Annotated in this window: 12 protein-coding genes and 5 pseudogenes; 12 read left to right on the top strand and 5 right to left on the bottom strand. The window is 34.4% G+C overall.

Annotated elements, in window-relative coordinates:
- The first annotated feature begins 909 nt into the window (after window positions 1-909).
- Window positions 910-1,188, top strand: coding sequence for a hypothetical protein (locus P700755_RS08830; protein ID WP_015024331.1), 279 nt, complete (start codon window positions 910-912; stop codon window positions 1,186-1,188).
- 1 nt (window position 1,189) lies between these two features.
- Window positions 1,190-1,534 carry a hypothetical protein gene (locus P700755_RS08835; protein WP_015024332.1) on the top strand — a complete coding sequence of 115 codons (345 nt, stop codon included), beginning with the start codon at window positions 1,190-1,192 and terminating at the stop codon, window positions 1,532-1,534.
- Between the two features lie 227 nt (window positions 1,535-1,761).
- Here the strand turns inward: P700755_RS08835 and P700755_RS19930 are convergent, their stop codons facing one another.
- Window positions 1,762-1,923, bottom strand: a complete 162-nt coding sequence (locus P700755_RS19930; RefSeq protein ID WP_157609271.1) for a hypothetical protein — start codon at window positions 1,921-1,923, stop codon at window positions 1,762-1,764.
- Window positions 1,924-2,166: 243 nt separating this feature from the next.
- On the opposite strand from P700755_RS19930, the gene ltrA reads away from it, so the two are divergent.
- The 5 genes from ltrA to P700755_RS08860 all read left to right on the top strand — a co-directional run bounded on the left by ltrA (window position 2,167) and on the right by P700755_RS08860 (window position 7,262).
- Window positions 2,167-3,537 carry a group II intron reverse transcriptase/maturase gene (gene ltrA, locus P700755_RS08840; protein WP_015024333.1) on the top strand — a complete coding sequence of 457 codons (1,371 nt, stop codon included), beginning with the start codon at window positions 2,167-2,169 and terminating at the stop codon, window positions 3,535-3,537.
- Window positions 3,538-3,961: 424 nt separating this feature from the next.
- A complete protein-coding gene (locus P700755_RS20700) occupies window positions 3,962-4,135 on the top strand; it encodes a type II toxin-antitoxin system RelE/ParE family toxin (protein ID WP_281015276.1) in 174 nt (57 codons plus the stop codon).
- Between the two features lie 2 nt (window positions 4,136-4,137).
- Window positions 4,138-4,422 carry a helix-turn-helix domain-containing protein gene (locus P700755_RS08850; RefSeq protein WP_015024334.1) on the top strand — a complete coding sequence of 95 codons (285 nt, stop codon included), beginning with the start codon at window positions 4,138-4,140 and terminating at the stop codon, window positions 4,420-4,422.
- Between the two features lie 1,323 nt (window positions 4,423-5,745).
- Window positions 5,746-6,354, top strand: coding sequence for a hypothetical protein (locus P700755_RS08855; protein WP_015024335.1), 609 nt, complete (start codon window positions 5,746-5,748; stop codon window positions 6,352-6,354).
- 173 nt (window positions 6,355-6,527) lie between these two features.
- Window positions 6,528-7,262: a hypothetical protein gene (locus P700755_RS08860; protein WP_041758275.1), complete on the top strand. Its 735-nt coding sequence runs from the start codon at window positions 6,528-6,530 to the stop codon at window positions 7,260-7,262.
- A 508-nt stretch (window positions 7,263-7,770) separates the two neighbouring features.
- Here P700755_RS08860 and P700755_RS21285 read toward each other — a convergent pair.
- A pseudogene (locus tag P700755_RS21285) lies at window positions 7,771-8,321 on the bottom strand (transposase); the annotation flags it as partial.
- Window positions 8,322-8,631: 310 nt separating this feature from the next.
- On the opposite strand from P700755_RS21285, the gene P700755_RS08865 reads away from it, so the two are divergent.
- The gene (locus P700755_RS08865) at window positions 8,632-9,597 is read left to right on the top strand and encodes a hypothetical protein (protein ID WP_157609272.1); all 966 of its coding nucleotides are present in this window, start codon (window positions 8,632-8,634) and stop codon (window positions 9,595-9,597) included.
- A 276-nt stretch (window positions 9,598-9,873) separates the two neighbouring features.
- On the opposite strand, the pseudogene P700755_RS21290 reads toward P700755_RS08865, so the two are convergent.
- Window positions 9,874-10,442, bottom strand: a pseudogene (locus P700755_RS21290) (transposase); the annotation flags it as partial.
- Window positions 10,443-10,754: 312 nt separating this feature from the next.
- On the opposite strand from P700755_RS21290, the gene P700755_RS08870 reads away from it, so the two are divergent.
- Window positions 10,755-11,081: a hypothetical protein gene (locus P700755_RS08870; protein ID WP_041758276.1), complete on the top strand. Its 327-nt coding sequence runs from the start codon at window positions 10,755-10,757 to the stop codon at window positions 11,079-11,081.
- A gap of 245 nt (window positions 11,082-11,326) precedes the next feature.
- Window positions 11,327-11,833 (top strand): hypothetical protein, encoded by a 507-nt coding sequence (locus P700755_RS08875; RefSeq protein WP_041758277.1) that lies wholly within the window; start codon window positions 11,327-11,329, stop codon window positions 11,831-11,833.
- A gap of 45 nt (window positions 11,834-11,878) precedes the next feature.
- Here the strand turns inward: P700755_RS08875 and P700755_RS20725 are convergent.
- Window positions 11,879-12,082: pseudogene (locus tag P700755_RS20725) on the bottom strand (IS110 family transposase); the annotation flags it as partial.
- A 47-nt stretch (window positions 12,083-12,129) separates the two neighbouring features.
- Window positions 12,130-12,222, bottom strand: a pseudogene (locus P700755_RS19940) (IS1595 family transposase); the annotation flags it as partial.
- Window positions 12,223-12,259: 37 nt separating this feature from the next.
- Here P700755_RS19940 and P700755_RS20730 point away from each other — a divergent pair.
- Window positions 12,260-12,457, top strand: a pseudogene (locus P700755_RS20730) (transposase); the annotation flags it as partial.
- 225 nt (window positions 12,458-12,682) lie between these two features.
- Window positions 12,683-15,064 (top strand): TonB-dependent receptor, encoded by a 2,382-nt coding sequence (locus P700755_RS08885; RefSeq protein WP_041758279.1) that lies wholly within the window; start codon window positions 12,683-12,685, stop codon window positions 15,062-15,064.

Genomic DNA, 15,064 nt, shown 5'->3' on the forward strand with positions numbered 1-15,064 from the left:
TCTAAACCCCCTAAAGGTGCTGTTGTAAAGAGCCCCGAAGCCTCGGGGGTGCTGAGCGTTTAGGAGAATCCAATCCACGAGGTTGGCAAGGTGTGAGTAATGGAGTTGAACCCTTCGTCAAGCTCAGGATAAACTTCAGTAAACCACTGACGAGGTGTCGAGAAGTTGCTATTTTCAGTCAAAAGCTACGGAGTATGATACGGAGTGAAAAGTAATGTTAGCAATAACATTAATTACAGAGATAACCTATTTATTTTCTGCAAGGCTGGCGTCATTCAGGTGGCAAGAACTTTACTTGGGCTTAATTATGGAACTTGGGAATCTGCTTATGGATGATACACTTGTATAAGGCTACCGCATTAGGATTCGCTACAAGTCAAAGGGAAATATTCAATCGAAACAATCGAGAGATAGAATACTTATGGGTCTGATATAAAATAAAGTGGCTGAATTATACGCCGTTATTTTGTTTGGCAGTAAGGCAAAAAACACAGACATAGCCATAGCTATGGCGAGTATTTTTAACGTAGCTGGCGAGCAAAAGAACAAGTAGAACTAGACAGGTTATTTTATAACAGATCCTAAATTATAAGCAGAGGCGGACTCATTCGTAGTAGTGTTGAAGGTTGTGTAATGGAACTGGAGCAAAGGGATGAGCTAATTTTAATTTACAATTTGCCAACTTGAAAGAGGATGAGCTTATATTTGTATACTAAATTAGAAGAGCCCCCGACAAAACGGGGCAGGCTCTGTGAGAGGAGACTTTCAAGCACGGCGGTGCACTGAGCCTGTCGAAGTGTTCTGTAAGAGGCTTGGGGTGAAATTCCCCTTGTCTACTCGGCGCCGAGACGTTGGCATTCATTTAGGAGAACGAAAGTTTAGTAGAAAATTAAAGCAAATAAGGCAGAAATGAAACCGAAAAAAAATGATATAAAAACAGAAATTAAATTTGAGGATGACGAATTGGCGTTGTTGCAAGAAAATGCTTGGCAAATGGCAGAATCCTTTGGGCTAGATATGCGTATTGCTAATTTAACTGGAAAAAGAAAAGTTGGTTTTTATAGTTGGGATTTGGACTGTTTAGAATGTGTAGTTTCAGATTTACAACAGTCCCCAAATGACAAGGAAATTGCGGATAGAATTGCAAACAAAATAGAAGAAGGTTATAAGTTTATTAAAGGGAAATAAAATGATTGATATTTTAATAAATATTTCAAAAATAGGACTAAAGAGTATATTCACTGCGAAAAAATATGATACAGAAATCTTAGATGAAGATTTAAAACGAATATTGTTTATTAGGAATTATGTAGAAGAAAGTTTATTGTTTATACAAGAGACCTATAAAGAAGTCGATGCAAAAGTTTATTTCAATGAACTAAAAGGATATGCTGTTGAATTATTTGTGAAGCAGTGTGAAGAATCAATATCTGATGAAGAAAAAAACGGCGAAGACTTTAATCTTGAAAATCATAAAAAAGCAGATGAAGAGTTTTTTGATTACGTTTATGAAAATATGAAATATCCTAAATAAATCGTTTATGAAGAATTAAAAAAGGAAAGAACGAAATGCCAACAAAAAATATAGTGCATTTGGCATATAGTGCTAATAATGAAGATGGTCACAATAAAGAAACATAGTTGTAAATTGAAAAATTGGAGCGTTGAAATGCCAAACGCACCATATTCAAATCGTTGGTGCGCCACGAAGTTGTGTTTTTCCAGTAGGTGTAAATCCTACCTAAATAATTTGCTGTTCATTTAGAAGAGCTGCCGACAGTTAAATTTGTGAGGATTTCGCTGAAGCTTGGCATGTTCAAATAACCAAGCTGTAATACGCAAGTGTGAACCCGTAGTAGCTTCGATAAGTGTATCTGTAGATTGGGGAGAGTTTCGACGTTCTTGAACCCTGTTATGTTGCATGGATAAACAGTAGTATGAAGTGTAACAATCTACCGGAGTCATAGGGATGGCGTGGTTATAGATGGAAAACTACGAAACGTGGGAGGTCTCTTGTTACAAATGGTGGCAACTATAAAAGCTAGTACATAAGTATTACGAAATTACTAGCTGTAGCAAGAGAAGTCGGAGGTGTTCATAGTACCTATGATGTTAGAGACAACAAAACTCTAATTAGGAAAGGGACACTACTTTAGATATGCTTATATGAAAGACAGAATGACAAGTATTGATGTAAATCTATTAACAAGTCCATCGCAAAGCGATGCAACAATTCGTGTTTTTCAGAGGAAGCTATATATTAGAGCCAAGCAAGATAAGGGCTTCAAGGCTTATAGTCTTTACGGAAAACTCTGTGAGGGCAATACGCTTATAGAAGCCTATCGACGAGTTAGGAGCAACTATTCTAAAGGGGTAGGTGTAGACAATCAAAGTTTTGACGCTATTGAAAAGCAAGGAATATCTATTTTTCTTGGCGAGATTCAACAAGACTTACAAGGTCACACCTACAGGAGCCAAGCAGTAAAGCAAAAGCTCATCCCCAAGGAAAAGGAAGGAGATTTTAGGGTATTAGGAATACCAACAATTCGCGACCGCGTGGTTCAAATGGCAGTAAAGATGCTAATAGAGCCACTTTGGGAGGCAGATTTTGAGCATACCTCTTTTGGATTTAGACCCAAACGAGGAGCAAAAGACGCCATAAAGCAAGTAAAACAAAATATTTATGATAGGCATCAATTTGTCTATGATGCGGACTTGTCGAAGTATTTTGACACCATCCCGCATACTAAATTATTTATTTTACTAAAGAAAAGGTTGGTAGATCATAGTATTTTAAGTTTGATACATCAATGGTTAACTGCGCCTGTACGGCTACCCAACGGAAAGCTAGTAGCGAGTACCAAAGGAAGTCCACAAGGGGGAGTTATCTCGCCATTATTATCAAACATGTATCTCCATGCATTTGACCAGATTGTAAACAATCCAAAGGGGAAGTTTGCCAAGGCAATCATCCGCATAGTTCGTTATGCAGATGATTTTCTATTGATGGGTAAATGGTATTTCAGCAAAGAGATACTGGACTATATCACTAGTATAATGGATAATATGGGATTAACGTTAAATAAAGAAAAGACAAAACTTTTGCATAGTAGCAAGAGCAGTTTATTCTTTCTGGGGTTTGAATTTAGAAGTATAAAGTCCAAATTTGGATGGAATGCCAAGAATTACACCAATGTACGACCCAGTATGAAGTCACGGTCTAAATTGTTTTCAAAATTGCGAGAATTATTTGCAAATCGAAAACATTGGAAAATTGAGTGGATAGTATGGAAGGTTAATCAATTATTAAGAGGTTGGCTAAATTACTTTTCTATCAGTAAGGTTACACATATTTGGGAAACCATAAAAATCATTAAAAAGCATCTGGATTACAAATTATTTAAATGGATGAAGTGCAAAGGAAGGAAAGCGCATCGGAAGCTACGCCAGCGACCCTATGAGAATTTGGTTAAATTTTACAACCTAGTTGACATAGAAAAGTATGCACGTTTGAAAACCCTTGCGAAAGCTCAATAAAGAAATCTATCGGTAAGCCCCCGACAAAAACGGGGCAGGCTGTGTGAGGGAAAACTTCATGCACGGCGCTGCACTGAGCCTGTCGAAGTGTTTGATGAAGGGGGCGCTGATTGTTTATTTATTTTGTTACTTTTAAAGTGACAACTTTGGATAAGCAATCAGGCTCTACTCTACTGTTTCATACTGAAAAAAAAATCGTCTTCGAAAAAAAAATGTGAATTTGGAATAATAATTGTAACTAATACGTTACATTTGTGATATGAGAGAAATCGATATTACAGAAGAATGTTTGGGATTTATCGACAACCAAAACGAAAGAGTTGGACTGAAATTTTTCCAACTAATTGAAGTTATTTGAGAAATAAAAGTTGTCAATTCAAATTTTCTGAAAAAACTGCAATCGACATAATTTTATGAATTACGAATTAAAGCAGGAAATGAATATCGAGTTGTAATCTTTGCTATTGACCATCTGAATTTTGCCGAATGCACAAAAGCTGTGTGCTTATGGGGATTTCAGAAAAAGGGAACTAAAGATTATAAAAAGGCAATCAAACAAGCCGAAAAAATATTAGAGAATTATCTAAAAGAAAAGTAATTATGGGAAAATCAATAAACGCAAAAGAACTGATTGCAAAACGATACGGAAAAGAAGGTTCAAAAGAACGTGAAGAATTTAGAGAAAATGCTTTTTCTTATTATTTTGGAGAAATCATTAAAAATCGTAGAAAGGAATTACATATGAGTCAAGAGAATTTAGCTCAAAAAGTAGGAAAAAAAAGACCCTATATTTCTCGAATTGAAAATGGAGAAGATATAAGATTATCTAATTTTTCATTGCTTGCCAATGCTTTGGGATTATCAATTCAATTAACAGCTGAATAAAGTACGAAAACACAACACCGTATATAATTTATTGCTAGTTCTAGCCGACTTACGAACATTCCTGCTGAATATTCTATCTGTGATTTATTTACTAAAATTAGTTGCTTAACCACGCAACAAACCATAGTGTGCCAAGAATCAACCATGGCAATAAATAAAATGGTTGAATGCTGTGTATAGTGTCTGGTCGGAAATACAGCAAAATTAAAAATGTTTCTTTTTGCGATTTTCATCTTAAATTTTAATCGCCTGATGCTATGGCATCACCTCATAAAATAAAAAACAAATCTCATCAAAAATAATTCATTTTATAAAATCTGTCTATTTCCAACCAGTCACTAGTTAAGATGATGGTAGGTCCATCAGAGTCGTTGTATAGGCGATGGCTCTAAACCCCCTAAAGGTGTTGTTGTAAAGAGCTCCGAAGCCTCGGGGGTGCTGAGCGTTTAGGAGAATCCAATCCACGAGGTTGGCAAGGTGTGAGTAATGGAGTTGAACCCTTCGTCAAGCTCAGGATAAACTTCAGTAAACCACTGACGAGGTGTCTCCGAAAAAACGGGCAGGCAGAGAAGTTGCTATTTTCAGTCAAAAGCTACAGGGCAGAACGTTAAGAAAATGTCCTGAGGACATTTTTAGCGAACGAGCCAGCTGGCGCGAGGCATACGGAGTGAAAAGTAATGTTAGCAATGACATTAATTACAGAGATAACCTATTTATTTTCTGTAAAGCCCCGATATCTATCGGGATCATTCAGGTGGCAAAGCCTGCCCCGTTTTTTTCGGGGAACTTTATTCAGGCTTATTTACGGAACTTGGGAAACTGCTTATGGATGATAGACTTGCTTAAGGCTACCGCATTAGGATTCGCTACAAGTCAAAGGGAAATATTCAATCGAAACAATCGAGAGATAGTCCCGATAGCAATCGGAAGAAGTTATAAGCAGAGGCGGACTCATTCGTAGTAGTGTTGATCCCGATAGCGATCGGGAGTGTAATGGAACTGGAGCAAAGGGATGAGCTAATTTTAATTTACAATTTGCCAACTTGAAAGAGGATGAGCTTATATTTGTATACTATATTAGAAGAGCCCCCGACAAAACGGGGCAGGCTCTGTGAGAGGCTTGGGGTGAAATTCCCCTTGTCTACTCGACCACATAACCGTTACCAAACATTTAAACTACATTCAGATTCAGCCTAATAACAAGAGATTTAAGCAAGTTTCTGCTAGAAGACTATAACATAAAGAGATAAAGTTTATTATGAATTGAGTAACAAAACTAATCTTAAATCGTCATTTAAGTAAATTAGCTAAAAAACTTCTCGCATGAAAAATAAGTCTTGGATACAAATATTCATCATCTATCTTCGATATTTAATCGGTTTTGCATTTATTTTTGCAAGCCTTATAAAAATTGAAGGATTACGTTTTACGGCAGAAAGTGGTGCTGAATACCCTATAAATTCTGCTTTTCATTTTTTTGAAACTTTATATGAGTCAGGTGTATATTGGCGCTTTTTAGGATTAGCACAATTCTTTACTGGAACACTACTCGTAACACAACGCTTAGCAAAACTAGGAGCGATTCTTTTTTTACCAATAATAGCCAACGTTTTTGTGATTACAATCTCTTATGATTTTGGAGGAACGTCTATCATTACTGGGTTAATGTTAATTTCAACATTATTTTTACTTTATTGGGATTGGGATTCTTTAAAAATATTATTTAATAATAAACCAACCTATTCAACTAAAAAAAGATTAGAGCAGGATAGTATATGGATATACTTAGGATTTGTTTTTTTAATAATTACTGTTCTTTCTAAATTTTTCATTGATAATAAAAATATACCTTTTAGTTTCTTAGTTATGTTTATTATTGGTGTTGTAGGTTTAATTATTGGTTATAAAAGGCGAAAATTATATATTGACTAAAACTTTAATATCAATATTAATTTAAAAAAACGTGTGGTAACAACATGTATAGTCAATTGCTCAGTCTTCGCCTACTTGGAAATTCCGAAGGAATTTCCTCTGGTTCGTTTTCTATTTACTAATTTAGTTGCTTAACCACTCAACTATCTATACACAAACACGTTACCACACATTTGAAAAAAGCAATCGTCATAATATCAACAATAGTTTTAATAGTCATTGGATTTTCAATTTCAATGACCTCATTAGCTTGGTCAATTGACCCAAAGGAAATGCTTTATCTTCCTTTGTGGATTTCAACTATCATTGGATTTATTTTATTTTTCGCGACTAAAAGAATTGGAATTTACACACTTATTGGTATTTCAATTCTTTGGCTGATACAAATGGCTGGAACATTAGGTTGTTTTTTGACTTTTGAGCCTGGAAATATTGCGCTTTTCGGACTTATAGGATTACCGACAATCGCAAGTATTCTGATAGCTGTTGTCGGAACAAGACTAATATTTGAGAAGAAAAATAAAATTAGAATTGCAATAAGCCTTCTTGCTCTAATAATACCAATCGGTGGGATTTTACAATATGCGAATAAGACATACGACAAAAGTGTGTTTAGCGAATTTTACGATTTAGATAAAGAAACTTATAAAGTCATCATCAAACCACAACCATCAGACACGAGGCAATTTGAAATTGATTTAAAATCTGATGAATTAAGGAATTTAGCCAAAGAAAAAGCAACATTTGTAGCAAATCATCACTACTTTCTGAATGCAAGATTTAGAGTTAATATGACGTTCTCAAGTATCAATAAAATAGAACTATATAAAGTTGCGGATTATGAACTTGAAGAGCCAATTAAATGGAATATAGATGAACTAAACGGACAAACTGAATTCCTAAAATAGCGCAGAAAAACGTGTGGTAATAACTAAGCATATGGCTTGCCGATAGGCCAAAGCTATATGATTTGTTGACTGATCCGGTATTTTTAAATAAGGGGGAATTCGATGAGTTGGCAGGAACCTTACAAGAGGAGAAGGTTGTTTTTAGAGTGCTTTGCATCCCTTTTTATTCAGTTACTTATCTAAATAAGGTACTTTTTAGTGAGATCATGTTTTTTTTGTGTGAGAATCTGCTGTTTTTTATCATTTTCCTTCAGTTTGGGCGTTATACCAATTTAAACCTATAATGTCGCAATAAATCGTTTCTTTTTTGCCTGCTTTTCATCAAAAATAATTACCGTAACTAAGGCTATGCTAATTATTTTTAATTTCAATCGATCAAAAAACCTGTACTGAGCCACGTCGAAGTATAATTCAATTTATTCATACGACATTATAAATTTAATTTGGTATTAGTAAGTCAAGGCTCTTTTTAGAACTGTTTTTTAATTTTTGTATTATAGTTTATCCTTTATAATTTTTTGTAATCCTTTGGCGGCCCTCGACTTTCAAAAGTAAAAAGTGTGATTAAGGTTTGCTTTTTACAACTCGGACAACAGCGATGTAAGGACTTCTATTGAGTGGCAAAGGTTAATATGTGTGCCAAGTTTTTATCTCTTAATTGCAGTTGTAGTAACGGCAACTTCTCTTTTTTCCAACCGCTACTCAAAAACCCATAATGCCTTATTCGAGTAATACCAAATTATATTTATAATGCCGTATGAATTCTTTAGTGGATAGTGTTAGTGTGGTTTTTTGCCCACCTTTTCTATAGTCTTTTAAACTAAATGTAATCCTCCTTTTTTCTTTATCAATCGACAAGATACGGTGATTACTTATCGCTATTTTATTTGCCCCGTTACAAATTTAAATTGCCTTCAGGTGATAATTTGTAACGGGGTGAATGTACCTACCTAAATATTCAATCACATACTCTGGTTTTCCAAAATGAGATTTGGCATACACCACCCAGTTCTTTTTGAACAACTTATCATATAAAGTTTGCGGTAATTGGGGAAGTGCAAAGGAAGGAAAGCGCATCGGAAGCTACGCGAGCGGCCCTATGAGGATTTGGTTAAATTTTACAACCTATTTGACATAGAAAAGTATGCACGTTTGAAAACCCTTGCGAAAGCTCAATAAAGAAATCTATCGGTAAGCCCCCGACAAAAACGGGGCAGGCTGTGTGAGGGAAAACTTCATGCACGGCGCTGCACTGAGCCTGTCGAAGTGTTTGATGAAGGGGGCGCTGATTGTTTTATTTATTTTGTTACTTTTAAAGCGACAATTTTGGGTAAGCAATCAGGCTCTACTCTACTAAATAATTTGAGAAATGAATAAAATACTAATGATAGCAAGTTTAATTCTATTTGGAATTAATAGCTATTCGCAAAACTCAATTGATGAACCTCAAAACGTTATTGTTAATTGGGAGGTGGGTACGTCAAAATCTATTACTCAAATTGATTCGACAATTATTCATGCCAAAGACTCTATTTTCATGGCTACTGGAGTAAGCTCAAGTTATACTATGAAAATTTTGAGTCTAAAAGACACTGTTTATGAACTTCTCTTTAAGCATATTGTTTTGGATGATAATATTTCAATAGAATCAGAAATGATAAATGCATCACCAATCGAAAAAATGATGCAAGATTTAATTCTAGAACTACAAAAAAAGATGTCTGGACTTGAATATTCGTTTCTAGTTGACCAAAATACAGCTCTTGCTTATGAAGTTAAAAATGAAAAAGAGCTAAGGGAATTAGTCGAAGGGATGGTAGTGGTTGTACTAAACAAATTCTTGGATAAATCAAAAACTGAACTTGATGAATTGAAAAAAAATGAAATTCAATTAAAAGTAAAACAATATATGGATGAACAAATGCCTGCTGCAATGCAAACAATGATCAACGCATTTAATTATATTTTTCAAGCATACAGTTTCCCATTCATTATTGACAAAACTTATACTCAAGATGTAGAGGTTTATAGTGTTGACCAAGTTCAGCACAGTGACAAAGACAGTAAAGCTAAATTAGTTGTGAACAGTTCTATAAAGGATGATTTACTTGAGATTGATTACGAATATATCTACAACAAAGAAGAGGCCTATCAAATGTATGTGGTTAATAAGGGAAATGGGAATGAAATTCCAATTAATGATTTTGATATTGATGAACGTGTGATATCTGAGTTCGATATGGAAACCTCATGGATTAAAAGTAGCTTGTCATTGGTCAATGCAAAAATGGGGTTTGTCACAGTGAATAATAAAACTCAGGTTATAATTAAATAACTATTTACAATAACTAAGCATATGGCTTGCCGATAGACCAAAGCTATATGATTTGTTGACGAATCTGGTTGATTTTCCGTCTATGGGTAAAACGTTGATTCGTGGGAAGGTTGGTTGTAAGTTTTGCTTTGATTGATGTGGTCAAAACATACATTGCTTATTTGTTTTCTAACATTCTGTGCGGATTTTTAGTAGTTTCAATTTAAGATCTCTGGTTTTTATCGATTAATTTAGAGTTAAGGCACGCAGATCAAGTCCGCACGTGCAGAATAATTTTTAGTTGCTACCATTCAATTTTCTGTTTTTCAGTAAAACCCGCAAATTATTGGGAGGTCCACGATCATTGAACACTAGTATCGTATGTAATCTCCCTTTTTTACAGACAGGACATCGGCGGTTCAAAAGGGGTTCTTTTGTTCTGACAGGCTCCCTCTTTACAGTGGCCAATTCAGCTTGTAGTAGCGGCAACTTCTCTTTTTTCCAACTGCTACTCAAAAACCCATAATGCCTTATTCGAGTAATACCAAATTATATTTATAATGCCGTATGAATTCTTTAGTGGAGAGTGTTAGTGTGGTTTTTTGCCCACCTTTTCTATAGTCTTTTAAACTAAATGTAATCCTCCTTTTTTCTTTATCAATCGACAAGATACGGTGATTACTTATCGCTATTTTATTCACCCCGTTACAAATTTAAATTGCCTTCAGGTGATAATTTGTAACGGGGTGAATGTACCTACCTAAATATTCAATCACATACTCTGGTTTTCCAAAATGAGATTTGGCATACACCACCCAGTTCTTTTTGAACAACTTATCATATAAAGTTTGCGGTAATTGGGGAAGTGCAAAGGAAGGAAAGCGCATCGGAAGCTACGCCAGCGACCCTATGAGAATTTGGTTAAATTTTACAACCTAGTTGACATAGAAAAGTATGCACGTTTGAAAACCCTTGCGAAAGCTCAATAAAGAAATCTATCGGTAAGCCCCCGACAAAAACGGGGCAGGCTGTGTGAGGGAAAACTTCATGCACGGCGCTGCACTGAGCCTGTCGAAGTGTTTGATGAAGGGGGCGCTGATTGTTTATTTATTTTGTTACTTTTAAAGCGACAGTTTTGGGTAAGCAATCAGGCTCTACTCTACTACACAATTTGAGAAATGAATAAAACTATAGGAAAACCTGAAAATTGGCAATATTTTGAATCACTTTGCAAAAAGCTTTGGGGAGAAGTATGGGGAATTCCTAACAAGATAAAGAAAAACGGAAGATTAGGTCAAGAACAAGCTGGAGTTGATGTATACGGAATTCCAAAAAACGCAACTAAATATTGGGGAATTCAAGCAAAAGGAAAAGATGATTATTCTGATGCAAAACTAACACAAAAGGAAATCATTGCCGAAATTGAAAAAGCCAAAACATTTAAACCAGAATTAGAAGTTTACATTATTGCAAAGACTCAAAAATTGAGGAATTTGTTAGATTAAAGGATATTGAAAACAGAGAAAACGGTTCATTTGAAATTTTACTTTTTTGTTGGGAAGATATTGCAGACTTAATAGAAGATAATCTTGATACATATCAATGGTATCAGCATGGAATTGGTCAAATAGGAAAATTCGATTTTAAAATTTCCTTTAACGAATTAGAAGATAAGTTAATACTGAAACCAAAATTCGAAAAAAGAATCGCTCGATACAGATATACCAACAAATCTGCATCTGATATTATAATGGAAAGGTTCAATTCCCATAAATCATTACTAGATAGTATAAATCCTTTATTTCCTTTTCAATCCAATAAAATTAATAAATCTTGGTGTAGCTTTGACTTTGTAATGGAGAATACAGGTTCAGCAGTAATTGAGGATTGGAATATTAGTGTTAAATTTCTAGAAGGTGTAAGTAAACTTGATGATGGAACACTTCATTTTCCAAAAATATCTTTAACTGAACATGTGGATAATGAAACGAAAACTATTACCTATAGACCACGAGATAATGAGCCATTAATTCAAAAATCTAATAGATATTTTAAATTATCACTGCTTCCTGATCCTAATTCTGAAAAAATAGTATTTGAATGGGAATTACTTGCAAGAGATTTTAACCGTAAAGAAGTTGCGGAAATATTAGTCGAGCCAGAATATATAGAAAAAATCGAAATTGAATTAGTAAACGAGAAAGCTGAATTAAGTGAAGATGATATTTTTATTTCTTATCATGTAATCGAAAAATAAACATTGCACAACAAAGTACTGTGGCAAAAAACAAGTAAAAACTCATTAATTTTTCACGAAAGTACTTTTATATTCTTTATCATATATCAACCCTGATTTTGCGATGGCAAAGGCTTGTTTTAAGAGCTTATTATATACCGCAATTAATGCCAATTTCTTACTCTTTCCTTTGGCTACTATCCGCTCGTAAAGTTCCCAACACCCTTTGTTGTGTTTACAGGCCTAAAAAGAACATAAAAACAGTAGGTTTCACAGCCTTTGGTATGATCATATTTCATACATTTAAAACCATCCTACCACTTAATCTTGGCTAAATATGCTTTACAAGCATCATCATTTGGTAGTTCTTTTACAAAACTGAGTATATTTTGACCTTTGAATACTTTCATGACTAAATGATTAACTCAAAAGCCTGAAAATGCACAACAAGATTATCAAAAACGATGGCAAATTGAGATGTGTTTTAAAGCAATGAAGTCTAGTGGATTTGATATTGAAAAAACTCATCTACAAGATATTCAAAGAATAGAAAAATTAATTTTACTCGTTATGATAGCCTTTGTGTGGTGTTATAAAATTGGCATAAATCGGCATCAAATAAATCTAATTAAAATTAAAAAATAGGGTAGAAGGGCTAAACGTATTTTTAAATATGGATTAAATCTTTTTTAGCGAATGTTATACAAAACACTGTAAATCAATATGATAATTGCATATTTTGGTTTTTTCCATGTACTTAAAGAAAAATTTAATAGATTTTATCACTTAATCAAATTTATTGATTTAAGTCAACGAGTTTAAGGTTTGAAGCAATGTTTCTTTGCAGAAATAAAATTCAAATCAATTACTATGAAAAAATCAATTTTTATTATTTTCACGTTATTTGCCTCCATAATGTATGGACAGAATGGAACTATAAAAGGTAAAATTCTCGATAAACAATCCGAACTTCCACTGATAGGAGCTAATGTAGAACTCTTGGGGGCTAAAATTTCCAAAGGTGTAATTACAGACTTTGACGGGTATTTTACATTAACTGATGTCCCTGTAGGCAGAAAAACCATTAGAGTAAGTTACATTGGCTATGAAACCAGTACAATTCCAGATATTGAAGTGAGTACAGGAAAAGATGTAGATGTTACCGTAGCACTTACAGAATCTTATGGGAGTCTAGATGAGATTATAATTACAAGTAGTACGAATAAAATAAAATCTTTAAACAAATTTTCGGCAGTCTCAGCACGTCAATTTGGTGTAAAAGAAGTTGCAAGATATGCTGGTGGAAGAAATGATGTTGCACGATTGGTAAGTAATTTTGCAGGAGTAGCTTCACCAGATGATAGCCGTAATGATATCGTAGTTCGGGGTAATTCTCCAACAGGGCTGTTATGGCGGGTAGAAGGTATTCCAATTCCAAGTCCCAATCATTTTTCAGCCTTAGGGACAACAGGAAGCCCAGTATCTGCATTAAATCCCAATCTTCTTAAAAATTCAGACTTTATAACCTCTGCATTCCCTGCCGAATATGGTAATGCAATTGGAGGTGTTTTTGATCTGGGTTTTAGAAATGGAAACAAAGATGAGTATGAGTATTCTTTTCAGGTGGGAGCATTCACGGGTTTAGAAGCAACGGCAGAAGGCCCATTGAACAGAAAGAATAACGGCTCGTTTTTGGTGGCTGCACGATACTCGCTTATCGGACTTATAGGAGGGGCAGGAACCAGCGACACCCCTAATTATTCCGATGTTTCATTTAATATTAATTTAGGAAAAAGTAAACTTGGTACGTTCTCTTTATTTGGAATCATGGGTACATCAAGCATCGATTTAATTGGTGAGGATTTTGATGAAGATGACCTTTTCTCAGCAGAAGATGAAAACTCTTATGTGTCTTCTAACATTGGTGTTTTAGGAGCTAAGCATTTACTGAGCATTGGCGAAAAATCGTATTTAAAAACAGTCATTGCAGGCGCATCGAATAGCAGCGATTTTGAAGAAGACCGTATTATTGATTTGGCTACCGATAACGAAAGAATTATAAGATTTGCAGAAAATAACAATGAAGAAACTAGATTAACATTTTCAACATTATTCAATACTAAAATCAACAATAAATTCACCCTTAGAACAGGATTATTATTAGAGAATTTCTCAGCAGATTTAGATAGAAAGCAGAGAGATGAACAAGAAGATTTAAACGGTGATGGAGACCCTGATTTAGTAACCATTAGAAGTATTAACGGGAGTTATAATGTATTTCAACCCTACATTCAAACTAAATACAGATTGACTGAAAAACTGACCTTAAATACAGGAATACATACCATGTATAGTGATCTTAATAAACAGTTTGTTGTAGAACCAAGAGCCTCTATGTCTTATAGAATACACCCTAAACATACCATAAATCTAGGGTACGGTCTTCATCATCAAAATATAGCCACCCCATTATTATTTCTAAATGAAGAAGTAAATGGAGTGATCACAAACCCTAATGAAAATTTAGATTTTGTGAGAAGTCAGCACTATGTTTTAGGCTATGATGTTAAAATTGCACCTAGCTGGAGAGCAAAAATAGAAACCTATTATCAAAAAATAGATAATGCTGCCATAGACGGATCCCCATCTAGTTATTCTTCGTTGACTGAAGGTGCAGATTTCACGTTTTCATCAGATAATACAGATTTAGTTAGTTCAGGAACTGGAGAAAACATAGGATTGGAACTCACCTTAGAAAAATCATTTAGCAAAGGATATCATGCCTTGATAACAAGTTCTTTTTTTGAGAGCACTTATAAAGGTAGTGATGGCATTGAACGAAGCACCCCTTTTAATGGTGGTCACATCTTTAATTTTTTAGCTGGAAAAGAGTTTAAGTTTGGAGAGAATAAGAAAAATATTTTTTCCATCGATGCTCGTTTTGTAACCTCAGGAGGAAATCGTTTTACACCTGTTAATTTAGAGGCTTCTCAAAATGCAGGGTATGAAGTCTTACAAGATGATTTAGCGTTTAGTGAGCAATATGAAGATTACCTGAGACTAGATTTAAAATTTGCAGTAACGCTTAATAGCAATAAGAAAAAAACATCTCATAAATTTTATGTAGACTTCCAAAACCTTACCAATAGAGATAATGTTTTTGTTAGAAGATATAATAGAAGTACTAGTAGCGTCGAACAAATAAATCAAATTGGCTTTTTCCCTGATTTTGGTTACCGTTTTCAATTTTAA

The sequence above is a fragment of the Psychroflexus torquis ATCC 700755 genome (assembly GCF_000153485.2).
Taxonomy (GTDB): Bacteria; Bacteroidota; Bacteroidia; order Flavobacteriales; family Flavobacteriaceae; genus Psychroflexus; species Psychroflexus torquis.

Bases quoted from the DNA above. Each gene is read 5' to 3' on its own strand.
- P700755_RS08830 (WP_015024331.1), top strand. From the start codon at position 910: ATGAAACCGAAAAAAAATGATATAAAAACAGAAATTAAATTTGAGGAT.
- P700755_RS08835 (WP_015024332.1), top strand. From the start codon at position 1,190: ATGATTGATATTTTAATAAATATTTCAAAAATAGGACTAAAGAGTATA.
- P700755_RS08850 (WP_015024334.1), top strand. From the start codon at position 4,138: ATGGGAAAATCAATAAACGCAAAAGAACTGATTGCAAAACGATACGGA.
- ltrA (WP_015024333.1), top strand. From the start codon at position 2,167: ATGAAAGACAGAATGACAAGTATTGATGTAAATCTATTAACAAGTCCA.
- P700755_RS08875 (WP_041758277.1), top strand. From the start codon at position 11,327: ATGGAAAGGTTCAATTCCCATAAATCATTACTAGATAGTATAAATCCT.
- P700755_RS19930 (WP_157609271.1), bottom strand. From the start codon at position 1,923: ATGCAACATAACAGGGTTCAAGAACGTCGAAACTCTCCCCAATCTACA.
- P700755_RS08870 (WP_041758276.1), top strand. From the start codon at position 10,755: ATGAATAAAACTATAGGAAAACCTGAAAATTGGCAATATTTTGAATCA.
- P700755_RS08865 (WP_157609272.1), top strand. From the start codon at position 8,632: ATGAATAAAATACTAATGATAGCAAGTTTAATTCTATTTGGAATTAAT.
- P700755_RS08855 (WP_015024335.1), top strand. From the start codon at position 5,746: ATGAAAAATAAGTCTTGGATACAAATATTCATCATCTATCTTCGATAT.
- P700755_RS08885 (WP_041758279.1), top strand. From the start codon at position 12,683: ATGAAAAAATCAATTTTTATTATTTTCACGTTATTTGCCTCCATAATG.